General features: G+C 63.6%; 13 protein-coding genes. 6 read left to right on the top strand and 7 right to left on the bottom strand.

Annotated elements, in window-relative coordinates; translation table 11 throughout:
- The first annotated feature begins 28 nt into the window (after nucleotides 1-28).
- Entirely contained in the window at nucleotides 29-1,762 is a 1,734-nt protein-coding gene (locus ACQPYH_RS06045; protein ID WP_432887773.1) for a type IV secretory system conjugative DNA transfer family protein, read from the top strand.
- Nucleotides 1,759-2,175 (top strand): hypothetical protein, encoded by a 417-nt coding sequence (locus ACQPYH_RS06050; RefSeq protein ID WP_432887776.1) that lies wholly within the window; start codon nucleotides 1,759-1,761, stop codon nucleotides 2,173-2,175. Before ACQPYH_RS06045 ends, ACQPYH_RS06050 begins: the two co-directional genes overlap by 4 nt.
- Before the next feature lie 1,657 nt (nucleotides 2,176-3,832).
- Here ACQPYH_RS06050 and ACQPYH_RS06055 read toward each other — a convergent pair.
- From ACQPYH_RS06055 to ACQPYH_RS06070, 4 genes are all read right to left on the bottom strand, one after another.
- Nucleotides 3,833-6,865 (bottom strand): DEAD/DEAH box helicase, encoded by a 3,033-nt coding sequence (locus ACQPYH_RS06055; RefSeq protein ID WP_432887779.1) that lies wholly within the window; start codon nucleotides 6,863-6,865, stop codon nucleotides 3,833-3,835.
- A gap of 898 nt (nucleotides 6,866-7,763) precedes the next feature.
- A complete protein-coding gene (locus tag ACQPYH_RS06060) occupies nucleotides 7,764-9,704 on the bottom strand; it encodes a DUF3732 domain-containing protein (protein ID WP_432887782.1) in 1,941 nt (646 codons plus the stop codon).
- Nucleotides 9,701-10,207, bottom strand: a complete 507-nt coding sequence (locus ACQPYH_RS06065) for a three component ABC system middle component (protein WP_432887785.1) — start codon at nucleotides 10,205-10,207, stop codon at nucleotides 9,701-9,703. Before ACQPYH_RS06065 ends, ACQPYH_RS06060 begins: the two co-directional genes overlap by 4 nt.
- Nucleotides 10,204-11,301, bottom strand: a complete 1,098-nt coding sequence (locus ACQPYH_RS06070) for an ABC-three component system protein (protein WP_432887788.1) — start codon at nucleotides 11,299-11,301, stop codon at nucleotides 10,204-10,206. The genes ACQPYH_RS06065 and ACQPYH_RS06070 overlap by 4 nt, the downstream gene beginning before the upstream one ends.
- Before the next feature lie 797 nt (nucleotides 11,302-12,098).
- On the opposite strand from ACQPYH_RS06070, the gene ACQPYH_RS06075 reads away from it, so the two are divergent.
- Together ACQPYH_RS06075 and ACQPYH_RS06080 are read left to right on the top strand one after the other, a co-directional pair.
- Nucleotides 12,099-12,698: a hypothetical protein gene (locus ACQPYH_RS06075; RefSeq protein WP_432887791.1), complete on the top strand. Its 600-nt coding sequence runs from the start codon at nucleotides 12,099-12,101 to the stop codon at nucleotides 12,696-12,698.
- Nucleotides 12,695-13,093, top strand: coding sequence for a DUF6527 family protein (locus tag ACQPYH_RS06080; protein ID WP_432887794.1), 399 nt, complete (start codon nucleotides 12,695-12,697; stop codon nucleotides 13,091-13,093). Before ACQPYH_RS06075 ends, ACQPYH_RS06080 begins: the two co-directional genes overlap by 4 nt.
- A gap of 155 nt (nucleotides 13,094-13,248) precedes the next feature.
- Here ACQPYH_RS06080 and ACQPYH_RS06085 read toward each other — a convergent pair whose 3' ends face one another.
- The 3 genes from ACQPYH_RS06085 to ACQPYH_RS06095 form a co-directional block, all read right to left on the bottom strand.
- The gene (locus tag ACQPYH_RS06085) at nucleotides 13,249-13,371 is read right to left on the bottom strand and encodes a hypothetical protein (RefSeq protein ID WP_432887797.1); all 123 of its coding nucleotides are present in this window, start codon (nucleotides 13,369-13,371) and stop codon (nucleotides 13,249-13,251) included.
- A 180-nt stretch (nucleotides 13,372-13,551) separates the two neighbouring features.
- On the bottom strand, nucleotides 13,552-17,166 hold the full coding sequence (gene mobF, locus ACQPYH_RS06090) for a MobF family relaxase (RefSeq protein WP_432887800.1): 3,615 nt from the start codon (nucleotides 17,164-17,166) through the stop codon (nucleotides 13,552-13,554).
- Complete coding sequence (locus tag ACQPYH_RS06095) at nucleotides 17,160-17,546, bottom strand: hypothetical protein (RefSeq protein ID WP_432887803.1); 387 nt, start codon at nucleotides 17,544-17,546, stop codon at nucleotides 17,160-17,162. Before ACQPYH_RS06095 ends, mobF begins: the two co-directional genes overlap by 7 nt.
- 285 nt (nucleotides 17,547-17,831) lie before the next feature.
- On the opposite strand from ACQPYH_RS06095, the gene ACQPYH_RS06100 reads away from it, so the two are divergent.
- Together ACQPYH_RS06100 and ACQPYH_RS06105 are read left to right on the top strand one after the other, a co-directional pair.
- Nucleotides 17,832-18,161 (top strand): hypothetical protein, encoded by a 330-nt coding sequence (locus ACQPYH_RS06100; RefSeq protein WP_432887806.1) that lies wholly within the window; start codon nucleotides 17,832-17,834, stop codon nucleotides 18,159-18,161.
- Nucleotides 18,162-18,924: 763 nt separating this feature from the next.
- The gene (locus ACQPYH_RS06105) at nucleotides 18,925-19,494 is read left to right on the top strand and encodes a hypothetical protein (RefSeq protein WP_432887809.1); all 570 of its coding nucleotides are present in this window, start codon (nucleotides 18,925-18,927) and stop codon (nucleotides 19,492-19,494) included.
- The last annotated feature ends 24 nt before the right edge of the window (nucleotides 19,495-19,518 follow it).

Raw genomic sequence — 19,518 nt, forward strand, 5'->3', positions numbered from 1 at the left:
GGGACGATCTCCCAGGGATCTCTCGGACATGGCCATCGTCGGCGGCGCACTATTGCTGTCGAGTGCAGGGATCCTTTATCTCGCAGGCGGTCTCAGCAGTCTTCTGACAACGCACGAGTGGATCCAAACACCTTGGGTCGGCGCGCTCAAGGTCGTGCTCGATCCGGGCGATCCTGCGCGGGTTTTCGGACTACCGAGCCGAGCGTTTCATCCCGCTGTCTATTGGGTCGTACTCACCGTGCTGCTCATGATCCCGATCACGGGTGGAGTCGGCGTCCACTACCTGTGGACGAAACGCCAGGCCGGCGGGGCACGTCGTACCAGATCTCTTGCCAAGCGGCCAGGGCTTGCTACCGCTGCCGACGTCGAGGCGTCGGTTGGGCGTGGCCAGGTGTTGGGCCGGGGTCGGTCCGCGCGGCCCGCCGTACGACGTCCGCAACCGTCAGATGTGGGACGGCTTCTGGGGCGATCGCACGGGCGCGAGTGTTGGGCTTCGGTCGAGGACTCCGAGATAGCACTCGGTCCGCCTCGCTCCGGCAAGGGCCTCCACCAGATCATCGGTGCCATCATCGACGCGCCCGGTGCCGTCGTCACCACCTCCACGCGGCCGGACAATCTCGTCGCTACTGTTGAGCTTCGCCGTACCCGCGGGCCGGTTGCGATCTTCGACCCGCAAGGTCTCGGGCAGGTCGAAGGTATCCGCTGGTCGCCGGTTCGTGGCTGCGAGAACCCGACTACAGCAATCGTGCGAGCCAGCGGGCTCGCTGCCGGCGCAGGCTTCACCAAAGGTGGTGTGTCCGACGGTGCGTTCTGGCACGGACAAACGGAGATGGCGTTGCGTGGGCTACTGCATGCGGCGGCCATCGACGGTGCCGGTGTGGCGCAGCTCTATCGCTGGAGCCTCGAACCCGCCTCAGCCATCGAGGCCGTCACCATCCTCAACCGATCGATCGACGCCGCAGAAGGCTGGGGCGACACCCTCGACGGCATCGTCCGCATGGACGGCCGAACCCGAGACGCGGTCTGGGCGGGGGTACGCTCGGCTCTTTCCGCCCTCGCCGATCCCGCCGTACGAAAGTCCTTCGACCCAGCAGACGGCGAGGGGCTCGATCCAAAGACCTTCATCGCGAACCGCGGCACCATCTACCTCCTCGGCACCGGCATCGGTGCGAGCGCAACGTCAGCGTTCATCGCGGCCCTCCTCGAAGACATCACCGAGACCGCCCGACAGCTTGCCGCCGGCAACCCAGGCGGTCGCCTCGAGCCCCCACTCGCTTTGATCCTCGACGAGATCGCCAACCTCTGCGCCGTACCGTCGCTGCCCTCCCTGATGGCCGACGGCGGCGGCTCAGGTATCTCGACTCTCGTCGTCATCCAGTCCCTGGCTCAGGCGAGGGACAAGTGGGGTGAGCAGGCCGCCGCAGCGATGTGGGACGCCGCGACCCTCCGCCTGATCCTCGGCGGATCCGCCCAACCTCGAGACCTGCAGGACCTGGCCGCCGTCTGCGGCGACCGGGACGAGGAAATCCGGAACTGGAGCCGCGGTCCCGACGGCAAACGCACCATCTCCACCAGCACCCGACGCATCCCGATCCTCCCACCCGACGTGATCCGAACCCTCCCACTCGGCACCGGCATCCTCCTCGCCCGTACCGCGCCACCGATCCTCCTGAACATGACTCCCTGGCCGGCCCGCCCGGATGCAGCCCAGATCCATAACAGCATCGCTCAATCGACCCGAGGCAGAAGGCCACCTGAATGACGTCGCGCGACGACCTCCTGAAGTCTTTCGACCTCGCCACCGACGATCCGTTCATCATCTGCTGGCGCGACCTCGACGCAGGGGCCGCCACCGAGGAACTCGAGCGCCTCGACACCTGGGTCGTGTGGCTAACAGGCCGCTACAACCTGGATCACAAGGTCATCCCACCCTGCTGGTCACACCACGGCGCCCTCGTCGAAGAACTCTCCGCCCTCCGCACGCTCTGGGAAGCCTCGTACCTCGAAGACGCCTCCCCCTCCAGCCCCCTCGCCTTCCACCGCGAGCTAGACCTAGCCCTCCGCCGCCTCCGCGAATGGACCTCCCGCCTCGGCTGCTCGAGAACAGAACACCGTCCCGAAGCCCAACCGAAACCCTCGCCCCAGAGGCATGAGTTGCCTTCGAAGATGGCGTAGATCTCTTCCAGCGTGGCGAACAGCTCGGCTGCAGATCGCCGAATAGAGCCCTGACCTGCGGTTTGGTCCGTCGATGATGATCAGCAGTGACTAGCGTTTGGCACCGTCCCCCGGAGCTGTGACGGAGCAGGATCTTGCCTACAGCAACTTTTAGGACCTCTGCCCAGCGGTATGCGGGTCGGCCCCGGCGAGAGGCGAAATCTCCAAGAGCGGAACTCCTGCCGGCATGTGGCGCCCAGCTTGACGAAAACCACAAGCAGGTGAAGGTCCACGTGTGCTGGCTCCCTCCGAACGTCGCACTCCTACCAAGCCTGCCAAGGATGGAGAGTCGGAGGCATGACGCAAGCGAGGTAGCGTCGAGAGCGGACCAGTTCGCGTTCAGCGAGCCCATGCGCTAGGGAATGAGGCCCCAGCAGGAGAGAATCGCGCCCACAGTTCGGGAGTCGTCAACCACGGCTTCCTGGTTCCGGATCAACCGTGATCTCAACGCCGACGAGAGCTCTGCGAGTCTCGCGGGCTTGAGCTGAGTGTCGTAGATGGTTGCGGCCCACGGTGACGCGCTGCCGCGCTGAGGTCGTGACGTGACCAGCACGGGCGCATCCATCTCGCCCGTGGTTTGGTCTGCCCAGACCAGCAGATCCCCGGGACGAACGCGGCTGCCAGTCCCAACCTGGCAGGCCCACGACTGGAACCGGGCGCCTGCGGCGATGGCGCCGAGGGCGACTTCGACGTACTTCGGTACAGGTGTTTGGTCAGGAACACCGTCGATGAGAACGAGCCTCCGAAGCTTGACCGGGAGGATGCTGCGAGGTCGTCGGCCCATGCCCGCACTCGGAAGGTGAGGCCGCCTCGTAGCGAACTGGGGCCTGTGGACCGTCACCCAATGGCTGTCCAGCGCAACGGCGTCGTCCTTGAGCCGCCGAAGGAAACGTTGCACCTGCTTCAAGGTCGAGGGGTCGTTCCCAAGCCAGATGGCCTCCTCCACACGGTTGGCCCGCTCCGAGAAGTTCGTGGAGCCAACTGCGGTCCAGCCTCCGCGCGTTTAACCTTCGCATGCAGGTCATCGTGGCTGCTCACGGTGACACCGAGTTCGAGCCACTTCTCGATCAGCGAAGGGTCGGTCACGCCTGTGAGCACGTTGTTCAGGCTGGCATTGACGATGATGTCGTCGCCGGCACCAAGCGGTAGGTGGTCATCGCGCGTTGCGTACGCGACAGCCGCGACGATCGCCTTCGTCCCCGGGAGCTTGCCCGCCAAGCGCTGCAGCGTCCCCGGACCCGAGATAAGGAACTGAGCCATTACCCCTCCTCTGTGCCGAAGCCGGAGCTTGACTCCTGTGAGCCACAGCGACTCATGTCGAGACGGGAGTTTAGAGCTTTGCGCCCCGCCCAACTCAGCTGTCCCTCGTTGAACATCGACCCGCCGATGCCGTACCCGAACGGCGCGGTCCGGAGCCTGCGGGTCTTCAGGCTGACCTGACACGGAATGAGGCGCCCTTCGCGACGATCGCAGGCCGGAATGAGTTGACCCCGGAAGTTCATCGCTTCGGGGGCATAGTCCGGGGTCAGAGAGCCCGTGACGGGCGTCGAACTCCTTTCTCCTTCCTGCCTCCTTGGTCAGTGTGGGCGGCCGAAGGCCGGCATACACTGGCGGCGCGTTACTCGCTCGTCAGCAACTCGATCTCGGCGACAGTTGAGGCGGCGTCGTGTAGGACTGTCAGGAACTCACGGACCTGCTTGGCGGCGATCGTCGGGACGCTCTCGTTGAGTGCATTGCGCAGCATGCTGATCGACAGCCCGGGCTGCGCTATCCCGATTCGACCGGCAGCGATCGGTGGTGGTCGATGGGCGAAGCCCCAGTTCGGATGGTCGGAGACCTGCCCGCAAAGGATTCGAAGCAGACGTTCGTTACCTTCCACGATGGTGATCTTTGGTGAGTCATGGCCGGCCAGACGGGCTCCGACGGTCCGCCAGAACGCTGGGTCCGTGATGTATCCGCGGCTCTTGACGGCCTGTTGAGTTACGGTCTGCATGTCGTTCACTCGGACGCCTGGCTTAGTGTTGTCGGCGGCCTTCGCATGCCAGAGCGACAAGGTGACCTGCCTACCAGGGTCGACCTCGATGACGATGTAGTCGGCGATCTCGCCAGCACCGTCGTTGCAGACAATCCACCGGTGCTTGGCCCGCTTCGGCTCACTTCGGAGGTACGTCTCGAGCTCCTCGTGGATCGACCGGCCGAGCTTCTTCTCCACCGCCTTCTTCCTTGTCTCGGCCTCCAGGTCTACCCCCTCCCAGCTGAGCCAGTTGTAAGCAAGAGGAGGCAGTGTCGTCCGCTGGCCGCGAGACTCGTACAACACCGGTCCGATGGCGGTGTGGCCGTCCAGGAAGAAGATGGTCGGCGGCTTCGCGGTGAGGAGTTCTTCCAACTGAAGAAGCGAGCCGAAGAAGCCCAGACGAACCTCCAAGGTCTGACCCGCGCAATGAAATCTACCTTCGATGTCCTGATAGCCCTCCCAGGCAGGTTCGGCTGGATTCATCGGATCGACCGCGACCACCGGGAGATGCTCAACTGTGCGCGGTCGTGAGACATCAACGTGGAGCTCAAGCGCATCGACTGGCCGACTGTCCACGGTCCTCCAATCCATGTTTCGGAGGCTCGGACTGTGCTCGATCACGGCGATGTCAGACTCTGGGAAGGCGGTCAGGCGTCGGCCTCGTGTCACGTTGGGCAGTAGCCGACCAGCCGCGGACGCAGTCGGCAGCCAGTATCTGGATGCGAGGTCGGCCGCGAAGACCTCATAGTTACGCAAGGAGAGGTAGCGGCCCTCCCAGTACTTGCTTTTGCCGGTGGCCACGCCAGCGGAGAACGCCCCACGCCCCGAGCCAACCTGTGCGATGGCATGGCCCAGCGCACGCTGATCGGTATCCGCGGCACGCAGCCCGCGGTCGACGCCACTTCCCGAGAACATCGTGTACGACGGAACGCCAGGGCTACCGCGATAGGTGTTGCGAACGCCGACTGACGAGACAGAGATCCGGTCGAGCGCATCGAATGCATCCTGCAGGCGTTGTGGATCGGTAGTCCGTGCGTGTGGCTCGGCGCCAAGAGCAGCCCGCAATTGGTTTCTGACCGTCCCATCGCCGCTGTTGAGGAGCAGGAGATGCGGCTCATCGATACGTGGTGAGCGTATCCAGGTGACTACGTGAAGGTCATAGATCGGTGCATCAAGACCAGGATTCGAAGTGTGCCAGCGAGGCCTGTTCATCGCGGTCGTCACGATAACGAGGCTTGAGTTGCTTGGGTTGACCCCGCTGTAGAGGATGGTCTGTCCACTAAGGCGTCGGCCTTCCGCAAGCTCATCCGGCACCTCACCGGCCGTGATCTGCGGTTCGTATCCGGACTGAGTGTCGACTTCGTAGAGAACAACGCTGCAAAGTGGCGTGATCGCGTTCAGGGCCAGGCTTGGAGGTGCCGAGGCGAAACCTGCGACGTAGGTTCGGTCTGCTCTGGCCTCAGCGATCTCGTCATCGATCAGTCCGGGAAGAACTTGAGCCCAGTCGACGTCTTCTGTGTACAGTTCGCGCACGGCGCCCTGCAGGTGTGGATGCACATCGATGTCCCGGGCCGCGATCAGGACTGACGGCTGTGGGTATTTGTCATCGACTCGTGCAAGTCGTCCGAGGAACTGCGCCGTCGCAGTTAGAGATCTGTGTTTGTCGTGATAGGCGGCAATGCGAAGTCTCGGAAGATCGAAGCCTTCACCCAGCATGTCGACGACTGCCACTGCGCGGCACTCCCCGGACCGAACCCGCCTCACCAGATCCTCTCGCACGACCTCATCCATGCCGCTGTGCAGCGTCTCGACCTCCATGCCGAGGCCTCGATACAGCTCTGCGAGGGCAGCTGCGCGCCTACGTGTCCGAGCCCTGATCAAGATGGAGCTCGTCCCATGTTCAGCTTCCCCAGCAAGGCGGATCGCCTCCGTCGCGATCAGCTGGTCGGCGCTTTCCTGCGTAGGTGTGGCTGGTAGCGCGAGGATCCGAGGCTCCACCGGTTTGTAGAAGCCGTTCTCCAAGGCGAGGCTGACCGGGTAGTGATAGAGCTCGGTACCGGGCAGTTGCTGCCGATCTCGCCGTCGCGGCGTGGCCGTCAGCAGAAGTGCGTTAGCGTCGTTGAAGTGGTCGAGGATCGCACGCCAAGTGGGAGCTGGCGAGTGGTGCGCCTCGTCCACGATCACGAGGTCGAACACGTCTTTGGGAGGCATCGATCCGTTCTCGTAGTACGCCGGGCTGATCGCGTTGGGGAGTGCGACGATGACGTCGTGCTCGCGTAGACGGCTCCAATCAGTAGTGACCCCAGAGAGCTCGAGGACGGCCGGATTGGACTCGTCGCTCATTGCGCCTACTCGCCGCAGCACAGCCTGGCCCCGAAAAGCCTCGACCGCCTGCCGACGCAGGTCACGGCTTGGTACGACGACCAGCACCCGCCGAGCCAATAGGAGATGTGGGGCGGCAACTGCCACTGCTGTCTTGCCAGCCCCCGTAGGGAGCGACACCAAGGCTGGAGGTTGACGCGGCAGTGACCAATAGCCAATCAGGGCGCCGAGCGCCCCGAGCTGTGCCTGCCTCCACCTCCGTCGAGAATCCGTCGTCAACAGACTGAAACCACGTTCGTCGTCGTAGTACCCCATCGCCCCCACCCCAGCCGTAGCGTGACCACCGGCCACGCTACGTAGCTTCACCTGCCCCGTGTATCCACTTTCGAGCACTTTCCGTTACAAGGACAACGCAGGTGAATCGCCTAAGGGCTCGAAGCGGCCGTTGGTTTGCGGCGCGGCCTCAACGAGAATTCACTCGTGACCTCACGCCAGAGACCGATATCCGCCTGGGTGGTGCGGTGGGAATCCGCCGGCCAACACGCTGCCGTTGATCGGGAGATCGCAGCAGTTCTACCTGCTCAATTGGGCGTCGACTCTGTAAAACGGGTTGTCGAGACGCTGTACGCCGAGCGAGAGTACACGCCCGCGGAGATGCTCGAGGCGGCAAGGCGCCGAGGACACAATCCGTACGCTGCGCAGCCTGGTACTTGCCCTGTGATCCGCGAGGACGGCACGCGGGGGCACGTCCCATGGGCGGGAGAGGTGATCTGCGGCCACAACCCATTCCTGGTTGCGAGGTTGGCCAGGGTCAGGCCCAATCCGGACGATCCAGAGAGCATTCATTACGACGACGTCCCGCGACCGATTATCGACTTCCGCAACTCGAACGCGTGCGCTGCTCCACTTGAGCCGCCCAGCCAACACGGCTTGGAATAGTGCGAGCAAGACTCGCAGGTCTCGCGATTCTCAGGATGAGAGGAGTCACATCGAAGGTTGGTTTCCCTCGTCGCTCCAGTCAGATCGCAGCGGGGGTCGGTAGCCGGCCGCGATCTCCTCGATCAAGGCTCGCTGTGCCTGCCTCTCGGTGGCTTGCTCCGCGTCTACCTGGTAGGGATCCAGTGCGTCCATACGGCGTGCTGACTAACCATCCATACCTGGTGGCGGGCGATCGCATGACCAAATCAGGCCCTGGCCGAGTCGTTCGTAATCATCACAGCCACTCCTGGGGAATGAGAGCGCGTCCGTCGCGCCAATCCTCGACGAGACTGGCGCGAAACCAGTCTTCGTCGATCTCGGCGTGCTCGGTCATGATTACCTGGAACCCGGCGTCGCCTTGAGTGGCGCTGTAAGCAACTCGCAACAGCCGCTCCGCAGCCGCCATGTCTCCGATTCGGTCTGGTGCGACTGTCGCTGCATCGGACTCGCGCGGGAAGTACACCTGACTTGGCTGGTCTAGAAACAGCATCCTTGGGACCGGACGGCCCGCGCTCGCGTACTGCTGGTGCAATGCGAGGTGGGTCACCATGTGATACGCCACCCAAGCCTCACCGCTTCCAACGCGGCGCAGAGGGATGGGTCCGCTAGGCCCGTCGACCACAACGGTGAGCTCACGCGCATCGAATCGGATCGGGTAGTTCGACCACTCGAGATTGAGCGGAGCCGCAGAGGCGGTCATGGCTTGTGAGAGGCGCGAGACGATTGATGCCATTCTGTCGCGGACCGCTGCGCTGCCAACCCTTGATTCGAGCTCCTGTATCTCGACCTGCAGGCGCGACACCCGCAGGCGGAGGTCGACGAGCTGGCTTTCCTCTGCCACAGACTCGAGGAACAGACTGACTCGGCCGTACCAGAGCATTCGCTGATCTCGCTGGTCGAAGCTCTCCTGCAGGCGGGCTGCTTCGAGATCGAGAGACTCGAGCTGCCCTCGAGCATTGACCATCTGCCGTCGCAGATCATTGGCGCGGCCGGTGAGGTCCTCAGCTAGAGCACGCAGCTGCGGCGGATCCTGGGAGAAGGCCGCGACTGTCTGCTCGAGACTGCGCAGCGACGCGAGGACGTCAGCATGCGTCGGCAGGTTCTGGTCGAGCTCGGAGGAACAGAGCGGACACTCGTGGAGAGCTTCTGCGCTGCCTGGCAGCTCGGCACCGAGTCGCAAGCGCTCGAGTTGGTCGGTCGCTGCTGCGTCGAAACTGGATCGCACGTCATAGAAATCGCGGGTCTCGGTCAACTGCTCCTGAGTAAGTTGATAGGCGTCCCTCAGAGACCGCATCTGCTCACGCAGGGCGCGTCGCCGCTCGCCGATTCGGTCGGTTACGCCGGCTACGTCAATCTCGCGCTCGCCCACCTCCTCCAGCGTGACGGCTCGGAGGGCTGCGATGACCTCCGAGCGCGCGCCAGATTCAGCGGCAACGTGCTCGATGACGCCCAGATCGACACCCTCAAGGAACAGCCTCGAGAGGCGAGAGCCCTCGACATCCGCAAGGTTCTCCAACTCCCTGACCTGCTGCTGGACGCGACGCAGCTCACGGCGCCGGTCAGCCATCCGACGAGCCGTGGCGAGGTCGTCGGCGTCTACCGCTCCGAGGAAGAATGGGAGAGTGTCGCGGATTGACGCCTTGACGAAATCGTCGCTCTGGCCATGGAACAGCAGAGTATTGCTGCTGATCTCGTTTTGACTCTGGAATAGCAGCCGAGAAGCGTGCCTGATGGTGGCGCTGTAAGTCGGCGCCAACCGTCCGTCCGGATCGGCGGTACGCGAGATGCCAGCGAGTTCGGTTAACAACCCCTCCAGACCCGCGACGTTGGTGACTGGCTCCAGCGAAGCCGCAGCGGGAAGGTCCTCTTGGTCGTATAGAACGCACACGTCGTTGGAGGCTGGCGAGCCCGTCTCAGGGCCTCGGCGGGCAACGAAGACGCGCGAACCAGGCACGACCAACTCCACGGCGTACCACGCCACGTTGTCGCGAATCACCCCATCGGCGACTCGGCACTCGCCACTGGCCAAGCAGTAGTCAACGATATCGATGATCGCTGACTTACCAGTGCCGGAGTCGCCCGTGATGATGTTCAGCGCGTTGAGCTCGAGAGGCAGGACTCGCGGGTCGCGGTCACCGTACGGGAACAGGACGATGCGACTCAACTGAAAGGTCACGCCGTCACTCCCCAAAGCGTCAGCTGGTACTGCCAGGAACCGTTGCGTGCCAGCCAACGGCCGAGTTTGGTGGCCTCCTTCACGACTTCGCCAGCTGTCGCGACGGTTCGGTCTAGACGTGCCTGTGTTATTCGCGTCGGTCCGTGGCTGATTGCCAGCGCGGGACGACCCAGGGTCAGGATCCCCTCCCTTACCCCAACTAAGAGCGCCTCTCGAACGTGCGGGCGCAGCAGCCTCACACGCCCAGGCGTAAGAAACCGAATGTCCGGGTGCTCCGTCAACCAGACGACCAGATCGGTTCGTGAGTTGTAAGGCAGCTGTTCGCGGGACTGCTCATGTAGCAGCAGCGGCACACACAGGAACGGGAACGGCCAAGGCAATGCCTCACCGCGCGCCGTTTCGTATGCTCGAGCCACTTGCCTGACAACGATGGCGAGAAAGTAAGGATTGAAGAGGTTTGCTTCCTCGCGAACCCGTTCCTCCCAGCTGGCGAGGGCCGTCATGCTGTGCTCTCCTCGATGGCGTCCGAAAGGATACTCATGAAGGCCGGGTGCCAGCCGACGCGCATCTGATCGCTGAGGATATGAAACGAGCCCCTGGTGACGAACGCTGCAGTGCAGCGCGGGCGGATCGGAAAGTGAGCCTCAAGTTCGATCCACCTGTAAAGCAGCTTGGCCTCGCGACGCATCTCCTCCTCGGCAGCTGTTGGTCCGAGTTCGTCGGACATGACGTTGAAGCGTCGCCGCCATTCAGCCACCAGTTCCGACTCGTACTCGGCTAGGTCGCCAACGGTCAGCAACTCCGAACCGAGCCATCGTGACCGCTGCGTGAATGCCTGCATGTAGTCCTTGGCCGCCTGCAGTACCCGTGCGCTCGAGACTGGCAGGAGGCTCAGTTGACGAGCGAACATGTTGCCTCCGACCACACCGAGCTCGTCTTCGAGCGGTTCCGGCACGTCGATGGGAAGATTGTCCGAACTAAGCGCATCGCTGAGCGCCTCGATCTTCAGATCGATCTCAGCTGAGTTGATGGGTCCGGGCGTCTTCTTACTGAGGTGTTGGGCACTCCGCGCGTACCACCATTCGACCATTCGTTCGCGGACGTAATTGACCTTGCTCGGCCGGGCGAAGCGGAGAATCTGATTCAGCCGATCATCCAACGCGTCAATCTCGGGAGCATCGGCAATCACACGCACTCGGTCGAGCAGGTTGAGGCGCTGAGCACGGCTCAGACCACAAAATGCCACCCGAGCGAGTCGAGTCGTTTTAGCTTCGCTGGCCTGCGCATAGCTGAATAACAGCGTTTCGGCCTTTTCAACATCGCGATCCGAGACACCAAGCAATGCCGGTGCGGAGTCGTCGGCGCATCCCGCCGTGGTAATAAGGAATAGATACGCGTCATCGGTCAGGTCACCGTCGGACAGCCTCGTGCACCAGACGCGCAGCGAACTCCACACGTCCACGCTGGCAGTCGTCAGGTCTACAGGCCGTTCGCCTTGGTGGTGCTTGAGTTGAAGTAGCTCCAACGGACCACTGCTCTGGGGAAACGTGACGTCATCCAGCGACTCGATCTCGATGAGCAGCGGCGCACCGTCCATCCGCTCCAGACAGGCTACGAGAGCGTACTTGCACTGGTACAAGTATCCCAATGCAGATGCGGATGCACTGAAAGGATCTGAGCTCAACTTTGTCTCCCCCTGCTGGACTCGAACGGAGCCTAACATCGGTAGGCCTGCTGGCGTCAGTGTTGACTAGCTGCTCAAAGAGGCATTCGGCGCCGATGCGATCGCAACTGGAAGCCACCCGGCGGACCTCCCTATTTACCACCACCGGCGCTCGCCGGACCACTCTCCTCAGCCGGCCACAACATCACCGACGAAGGCCCTCCATGCAATAACAGACTCTCTGCCGCGGGTGCGCGCACGTCCGGCGCGACGCCTAACCAGCCGTCGGTTACGCTCGCGCTAATCAGCACTCAGGGCTCAGTTGGTGCCGCCTGGAACGAGATCGAGGCGTATGTTTAAGGTGTGTGCTGCTCCCGAGACTCGCACTTTATTCGCGGTTCGGGCCGGAGGAACGACGCCCACGTCGGCAGGCTGACTCCGATCGTCATCGAGGCATGCGAGGTTGAGCTATCCGCCACTCGTCTTGGCGGTATCTGCGGCGACATTCGCGGGGTGATAGGCCCTCGGAGCAGGTGCGCCTCTACGCACCAAGGGAGGATGTGGCCGAAGTGACGCGGGTCATAGCCGGCCGGCCGGACTCCGTTGCGGCGTTCCACGACCATCGTCCGCAGGATCCATCGGCGCAATTGCCGGTCACGGACGTTCCGTCGCTTACCCATTGAGCCTCAGAGCCGCGGCTCGGCGGCACCAGCAGCTACATCCTCGACCAGGTGGCCAAGACTCCCGTCGCGGACATCCTGCTGGTCGACGGCGACGTGTTCGAGAACCACGTCTTCCGAGCCCCTGGCGCTCCCACCCTCCAGCAGCTCAGGGAGCGGCCCACCAAGGCCGAGTACTTCCAGGCGATCTACTCCCCCAGGCACAAGACCATCCGCGGCCGAGCCGACGTACCTGGACGACGACAACCTCGAGATTCTGGCCGGGACGACATTCGTTTCCTCGCCTCCGACGATCCGTTGAGCAAGGCACCGATCATCGCCTGGCTCGAGGAGCGCGGCCTTCCGTTCATCGACGTAGGCATGGGGATCGAGGAGGTTGACGGCCGTCTTACCGGGCTGCTGCGCGCCACGACCAGCCCGCCTAACTGGCGAGATCATGCACACGCCAACGGCAGGCTCCCAGCTGCGGACCTCCACGAGGACGACTACGGTCGCAACATCCAGACGGCCGACCTGAACGCCCTGAACGCCCAGCTCGCCATCGTCCGATGGAAGCGTCACCTGGGCTGCTTCGCCGACCTGACCCGCCAAGGGTTCTCGACGTACTCGGTAGCAACCAACGCGATCGCCAACGAAGACCAGCAACCATGAAGGGAACGACTCATCTCGTACCTGAGTTTGTCGAAAGCCTTCCCCAACCCCTGAAGGAAGGTGTCCTCTACATCTCGGTCGAGTTCCGCACCTGCGGCCACTTGTGCTGCTGCGGCTGCAGTGAGGAGGTCATCACACCACTCTCACCGGCGCAGTGGTCGATCACGTACGACGGCGAGCAGATCTCGCTCAACCCTTCAGTGGGCAACTGGTCTATCCCCTGCCGCTCTCACTACTGGATTCGGAAGGGTCGAGTCATCTGGGCCAGGTCTTACTCGCTACGCGAGATTCGGCAGGTGCAAGACGACGACCGCCGCGATCTTGAGGCTCACGTGAACGAATACGATGGTTGCCTCGTGCGGCTGCGGAAATCTCTCGGACGTTGGCGAAGCTAGTGGCTGGGGAGCATGGCGGCCCGCCTCGCTGACCTCCTAGTGGACGAACGGCTCGTCCGCCGTCGGTGCGCGGTCTTTGGCGGCGGAGGCCAGGGGGGCTCGCCGTGGTGGCGGCCGAGAGCGACGGCAAAGGCGTGGGGAGATGAGCCGACGCATCAGACGATGGTTGCCATGCCGAGGTCGCCTTTGCGGAGGTGGCCGCGGGAGAGCGCCACCGCCTTACAAGTGCGACGGGCGTCATCCGCCATGGGGTGTACGACGCATATCGCGACATCCATGACCCGTAGGCGAAGGATCAACGACTCGCCGGACGATCCAAGCCGCGAACACACTCTTGACCCGCCGAAATGAGGAGAGCACCACCGTCAAACCTCTCGCACGCTAGGCCGTGACTGCCGGGAAGGCGCAGATGTAGGTTCGTGCTCCTGCCGGGCCGCGCCCGTACCGGTCCAAAGATGTTAGCGCTCGATCCAGGGCTTGGTTGAGGATCTTGGGCTGGTGCTCGGGTTGGCATCAGCTGTCGGATCCTTTGAGAGGCCGTCGTTAAGAACCTGCTGCAACAAACCGCTGAGTCGACCGCGTTGGCGTTGTTGGGCATGTGTGGTCCCTTGCGCTCGGCCGAGGGGATCGGTATCGCTGATCCGGTAAAGCTCGCGGTATGCGGCGATGTCGCGGATGAGGTGACTGCGCAGCTCGCTTGTTTCTGGCGCGGACTCGGGGAGCAGCCGGTACCACGACTCGTTGGCTGATGCGGCGTGCTCGAGAAGCCATCCGGCCCGTTGGGCGATCTGAGACTCGATCTCCCTGAGGGCAGCCTTGAAGGTGGGGTTGGATACGTGGATGGCAGGGGTGACCAGGCCCGCGATGAGCGTGGGTGCTGTCGGGCGCGTACGTCGTTCGGTTCGTGTGATGAGTCGTTCGACGCGGGCATGGAGGACTGAGGCCAGGTCGTTGGCGTTGGTCAGGGACGACTGGTTGACGATCTGATGGAGGGTGGTGGGGACGTCGAGGCCGAGGTGTTCGGCTCGGCGTAGGGCGGTGATGAGGGGGCCGAAGGCGGGGGAGGATTGGAGGGCGGCTTGGTCGATGGGGTCGAGTCCGCTATTGGTGATGGCGGGGCGGTAGCGTTCTCGGGCGTCTAGTTGGCAGAGGTGTTCGTGGATGGGGATGAGGCGGTCGAGGCGGGTGGCGTTGTCGAGTTCGGTGCGCATGGTCTCGTGGGCTGAGCGCTCGATGCCGTCTTGTTCGAGGACGGCCTCGAGTATGTCCTGCATGGTTTGGGGGAACTTCGGTTCGTGCATCTCCGCGGTCGTCGTGTGCGTGGCGACGTACGCGCAGTTGCTGTGGCGGCCGCGGGTCATGCCGACGTACATGAGGGCGCGGGTGAGCTTGTCCGTGATCAGGAGGTGGGCGGTGTCGACGGTGGCGCCCTGGGCTCGGTGGGCCGTTGTGGCGTAGGCGAGTTCGACTGATTCGCGTACGTACGCTCTCGGCAGAGTCACGGTCTGGAGGTCGTCGTTCTGGACGGTAAGGGACCCGTCGTCCCAGCGGTGAATCACGGTCCAGCGGTTGCCGTTCTGAACGAATCCTCGCCGGCCGATGCGGAGGCGGCGGTTGTTGAGGCGGGTGACGATGTGGTCGCCGAGGCCGACCTGGGTGCCGTCATGGAGGAGGATTCCGTCCGGTTCGACCTCTCCGGTGGTGACTCGGTCGAGTCGCGCCCGGGCGTTGAGGCGGGCGACGGTGGCGTTGTCCGCCGCGATCAGGAGACTGCTCTTGCCAGCATTGGTGTCACGTTGCCAGGCGAGGTAAGCGGCGTCCTCCGTGTCTTCAAGTGATCCGTGTGACAGTCGATCGTGATCGTCGTAGAGATCGATGACTCGTGGGTGCCCCTCGCGGAGCTCCAGGCTGGCTTCACGTTCCCACTGGTTGGAGAAACGCCAGACGTCGCTGAGCTCGGCCGCGTTGGTGTCGCGGGCGATGAGGCGGAATGCGCCACCGACATCTGCGGCGCCGAGTTGGGCGTCGTCCCCGACGAGGAGGAGCTTTGCGCCGGCCTTGTCGGCTTCGCGAGCGAGGGTAGCGAGTTCCATCGTGCCGGCCATTGACGCCTCGTCGACGATCACCAGCTGGTTTTCGCGGAAGTGCCATCGGTCGCGGTCGGCGTACGCACGAGCCAGCTCCGCGATGGTTCGCCGGTGGCGTCGTCGGCGGCCGGTTGTCTCAGCTGTCTGTGCTGCTCGTTCGAGTTCGGTGATCCAGCGGTTGCGTTGATCGGCTGCGACGCCGACGGCCTCGTGGATCCACTTGGCGAGGTTGTCCGCGGGCAGGGACAGCGTGTCCGACAGTACGGTTGCTGCAGCAGAGGAAGGCGCCAGGGCGATGACGGATCCGTCGCCGTGCTGCGCTTCCCAGCTCGTGCGGAGCGCGGCGAGAAGGCTGGTTTTGCCGGTGCCTGCCGGTCCGACGAGAGCCTCGACTGTCTGACCGCTCTGCGTGATCCGCAGAAGTGCCTGGATCTTGTCGTCGCTGAGGCTCGAGGTCGTAAGGCGACGGTCGGAGATGGTCGGGGCGTCGAGCTTCGACGCAAGATCAAGGAGCAGGCTCTCGGCTCCTAGGATCACCGGAGACGTGAAGATCTCGCCGTTGTGAATGGTGAAGACGCTCTGCCCATCTGCACGGCGTACCGGTGTGGTGAAGCTCGCGGCCGGAGAGATGCTGATCGACTGCCGTTCCGCGTCGTGAACGATTGCCTCGAGCATCTGAATGCGGTCTTCGGTGGTCGAGAGACGGAGGAGGCGGGTCTGGCGGGACGCTTCCGCCAGGAGGTTCCACCGTGTCCAGGTTGCACGCTTCGTTTGCAGTGCCAGAACTGTCGTTGCGCCGTACGCGTGGATTGTCTCCGCGCTCAGATCGCCTGCGGTGAGTGGTCGGTCCATTCTTGAACCGAGAACCCTTTCGATGATGGCGGTGGCCTGTTCGTGTGTGACCCGTTCGGCGCGCTCGCGCCAGCTGCGCATGAGGTCCGCGAGCGGCTTCGCAAGGTGTTTCGCCGGCCGGTTCATCAGCGTCGCTTGTTGCCGCAATACATACATCTCACGTCGGCCTGGTGGACCGGAATCGTCGGCGCGGTGTTCCAGCAGAGTGGCGAGATTCGCCTCGATCTGCTCCGTGCGTGAGGAGAACTCGCGGATCAGTTCTTCCGGGATCCCCTCGATTTCGAAGCCTGGTGATCGGCGTTCTCCACGATCGTGGAGTTGCCAGGTGACCCCGAGCCGACGGCTGAGGTTGTCGGCGAGAAGCGTGTTGTGTACCTCGGACAAGGCCACGGCCGCAGCGTACAGAACCCTGCCATCGATTGTGCGCCAACATCCATCGTCTCCCTGGACGCGATTGGCTACAACGACGTGGGTGTGGAGTTGCGGGTCGCCGCTTCTGGTGTCCCAGTGGTCGAACGCGGTTGCGACAACGCCGCGGGTGTCGAGCTGTGAGACGCCATCGCGGCCGGTTCTGGTGAACACAGCTTGATCCTGCAGGACCTCGAGTACGTCGTTGACCGCCTCGTGGTGTGCCAGGATGATCTGTTCCTGCACGCCCACGTCAGCGGTCGCCCACATCGCCGAGACTGACTTGACCGGGGAGAACGTCAGGTCGAAGCCGGCAACGGCGTGCTTCGTCTTCTTGCGCGCTGCGGTCTTTCGTATCTGCTCGATCTCGAGCTCACGCAATGCTGCCGGCAGGGTTGGATCGAGGGCTCGTATCTGGTCCACGGCGCTCTCGGTCGGTGCCTTGTAGGTACGGTACGGCTCGCCGAGCGTTGCACCGGTGATCGGGTCTTCTGCTCGCCCGAACAGCGCCGCCATCTGTTCCTCAGTGACCTCTGTTCCAGCGCTCAACTCACCCTTGCTAAGGCCACTTAGCCCGCGCCCTAGCCATCTGCCTGCCGGATAGCCGGATGTTGCGTAGTACGCAGTGAGTGGTGTTGCCATTCGCCGATCCACGTCGCCGGTCGCGACGTGTTTGAGCAGATATGTGTAGCCGTCGCCAGCCGTCAATCGGTGGATGCTCAGCACGTGCTGCCGCGATCTTCCGGTGGCGCACCGGCTGTCAGATCGCCTGTCTGCGGTACGTCGTTCCGACGCTGAAGACGGACGCTCGCCTGCTCGAGTTTCGCCAGCTCGGCGAAGGCCGCCCGAAGCTGTTCGGCAACAGAGGCCCGTGGGCCGGCATCGATCAGTCCGAGAAGGATCTTCCGGATCGTCTGGGTGTGCGATGCGATTGAGTAGCGCTCATGCAAGGCCGCGTTGGCCGCCGACTTTTGTAAGCGCCAATGGCGCAGGCGGCAACGATCCGAGCAGAATCGATGGTCGGATCGGCGGGCGATGAAGAACGCGGCACAGTGCTCGCACGCTCGGTCCTTACAGCGCTCAGAGCTGCTCACGGTGTGCTTCATGAACGCTCAACGCTGGGGGCCCACGTCGGACCGCCTGGAAGCGTTTCGGCGACAGAAACGCCTCGGATGCAAGAAGTGTGAACGGTTTCTGCCTGGACGCGCCCAGCCCGTTCGCCGACCGCCACCTGGCGAGAGGTGGCCCGCGCCTTGGGGCAGTCCCGAACGTTGAACCTCTGCGACGTCTCGTGCCGCCCCGGTGAGAGGCGGAGTTGTCCACAGATTTGGCCCGAGCCTGCCGAGCAGCGGCAGCTCTGGCGCACCTTCCCCTGTGACGAAAGGAATTCCATGAACAACTTGGAAGTACCAACCCGCGTGATCGAGCTGGTCGTCGAGGCCGAGGCGATTGTGGAGGCGTCGGAGGCCAAGGCGCCTGGTGGGCGATGGGCTATGACGGCGTTCAGTCGGTTTCGATCTCTCCAGTTGCTTGGTGAGCCGTACCAGCCCTACGACGGTGATCTGGACGGCGACCCTGCCGAGCTCTACGAGCAGGCCGCCAGCGAGATCGACCAGCTCGATGTACCGATCGACCATCTCAGCTGGCGTCTCGCTCTGGCGGATGCTTTGAGGTCGGCAGCCGCGGACGTCCGGATGGTCCAGGATGCGTACGACGTATGAGGACTTGCTCCGAGTCGCGCGACGAGACGCGATAGCCGCATACAACCTGGCCGGTGGCGACAGAACAGACTTGATCACCGGCTGGCAGGCAGCGCTGACCGCAGCACGCCATCACTTCCGTTGGCTGCGTCTCGAGTTGTCGACGGGTGACTTCACGAAAGTTGACGGCGGCAGGGCGGCAGGCCCGCTCGCGGTACTCGCTCGATCGCTCGGCGCTGGAGGTGACCTCCTCGCATCGCAGAACAGAAGCACCAGCAGGGCCTTCGAAGACCGGTGGTTAGTGGCGGCTCGATCGGAGCTCGCTTCAATCACCGGACTGGCCGCCCGGGCGGCTGTCATCAGGCTCGCAAGCCACGAGACGCACGATGTTGAAGCGAGCCGGCGGTTGCTTAGTCACCTGGTCGATGTGATCGAGGAGCTCGAGTTCCACCGCACATCCGGTTCGTCGGACATAGGGCCCCTCCTTGGACTGGCGACAACGTTGCCGCACGCACCTGCCGCCAACGGCTCGCGGGTTGCCCTGCTGGCCGCCCGCTGGCAATCGACGCATGACGCGACAACTCCAGGCGGCGTACTGGCCCGCGACCTCCGGTCGACGACAGCCCAGTTGCGTACGGTCATCGGTTACAGCTGTCATCTCATAGGGCTCTTGAATCAAGCAGCCACGAGCGCCGAGTCGACCCGAGAACTGGAGAGGGCTCTGCGGACAGCGGGTTTGAGCACCCGATGTGTGATGGACTCGTTGCGGACTCGCGTTTCTGACATGGGTGGGCGCAGCGACGCGGCAGCCGAGGTGGCATTCGTCGAGTTGCTTCAAGAGCTCCGCAGATGGGTGTCCGACGGAAATCGGCTGAAGGATCGACGACAGCTTCTCGCCGACAGAGGAGCGGTTGCGCTTGCTCGCGATGTGGTCGACGAGCTGATGCACTCGGCCGTCAGGGTGGCAGAGCTCCAGCAGAAGACCGTGGCGTGGCAGATCGCTCGCGGTCAACTGTTCGTCCCAAAGCCACAGCTCGGCAAGCGAGATCGTGAATTCCACAACCGACCGGATGCCTGGCGGCTCAAGTATCCGCAGCCGTCGTGGGTAAGGACGAACCTGGCGTCATGCTTCGATCAGCTGACCGCGGACCTGGCGGAGCTGACCAAACAACTGTCGATCGCCGCTGACGCAGCGCGGAGCATCGCAGGAACGTCCACGTTGCGGCGCCCGTACGGGCCTGAGCACTTCAGCGGACCGCCGATCGTGCACGAGTCTCGTTGGCGCTGGACACCGCCGCCGTACGACGCCCTGTTTTCGGACAACATCTGCGATCCAGCCGGTCCCGAACGTTGAGCTTTCCCCGACTCAATCTGGAGG

The sequence above is a fragment of the Kribbella sp. CA-245084 genome (assembly GCF_050942355.1).
Lineage (GTDB): Bacteria > Actinomycetota > Actinomycetes > Propionibacteriales > Kribbellaceae > Kribbella.

Excerpts from the sequence above, each read along its gene's own strand:
- ACQPYH_RS06050 (WP_432887776.1), top strand. The coding sequence starts at position 1,759 with ATGACGTCGCGCGACGACCTCCTGAAGTCTTTCGACCTCGCCACCGAC.
- ACQPYH_RS06100 (WP_432887806.1), top strand. The coding sequence starts at position 17,832 with ATGAACAACTTGGAAGTACCAACCCGCGTGATCGAGCTGGTCGTCGAG.
- ACQPYH_RS06080 (WP_432887794.1), top strand. The coding sequence starts at position 12,695 with ATGAAGGGAACGACTCATCTCGTACCTGAGTTTGTCGAAAGCCTTCCC.
- ACQPYH_RS06095 (WP_432887803.1), bottom strand. The coding sequence starts at position 17,546 with ATGAAGCACACCGTGAGCAGCTCTGAGCGCTGTAAGGACCGAGCGTGC.
- ACQPYH_RS06065 (WP_432887785.1), bottom strand. The coding sequence starts at position 10,207 with ATGACGGCCCTCGCCAGCTGGGAGGAACGGGTTCGCGAGGAAGCAAAC.
- ACQPYH_RS06070 (WP_432887788.1), bottom strand. The coding sequence starts at position 11,301 with ATGGACGGTGCGCCGCTGCTCATCGAGATCGAGTCGCTGGATGACGTC.
- ACQPYH_RS06045 (WP_432887773.1), top strand. The coding sequence starts at position 29 with ATGGCCATCGTCGGCGGCGCACTATTGCTGTCGAGTGCAGGGATCCTT.
- ACQPYH_RS06085 (WP_432887797.1), bottom strand. The coding sequence starts at position 13,371 with ATGGATGTCGCGATATGCGTCGTACACCCCATGGCGGATGACGCCCGT.
- ACQPYH_RS06055 (WP_432887779.1), bottom strand. The coding sequence starts at position 6,865 with ATGGGGTACTACGACGACGAACGTGGTTTCAGTCTGTTGACGACGGAT.
- ACQPYH_RS06105 (WP_432887809.1), top strand. The coding sequence starts at position 18,925 with ATGGGTGGGCGCAGCGACGCGGCAGCCGAGGTGGCATTCGTCGAGTTG.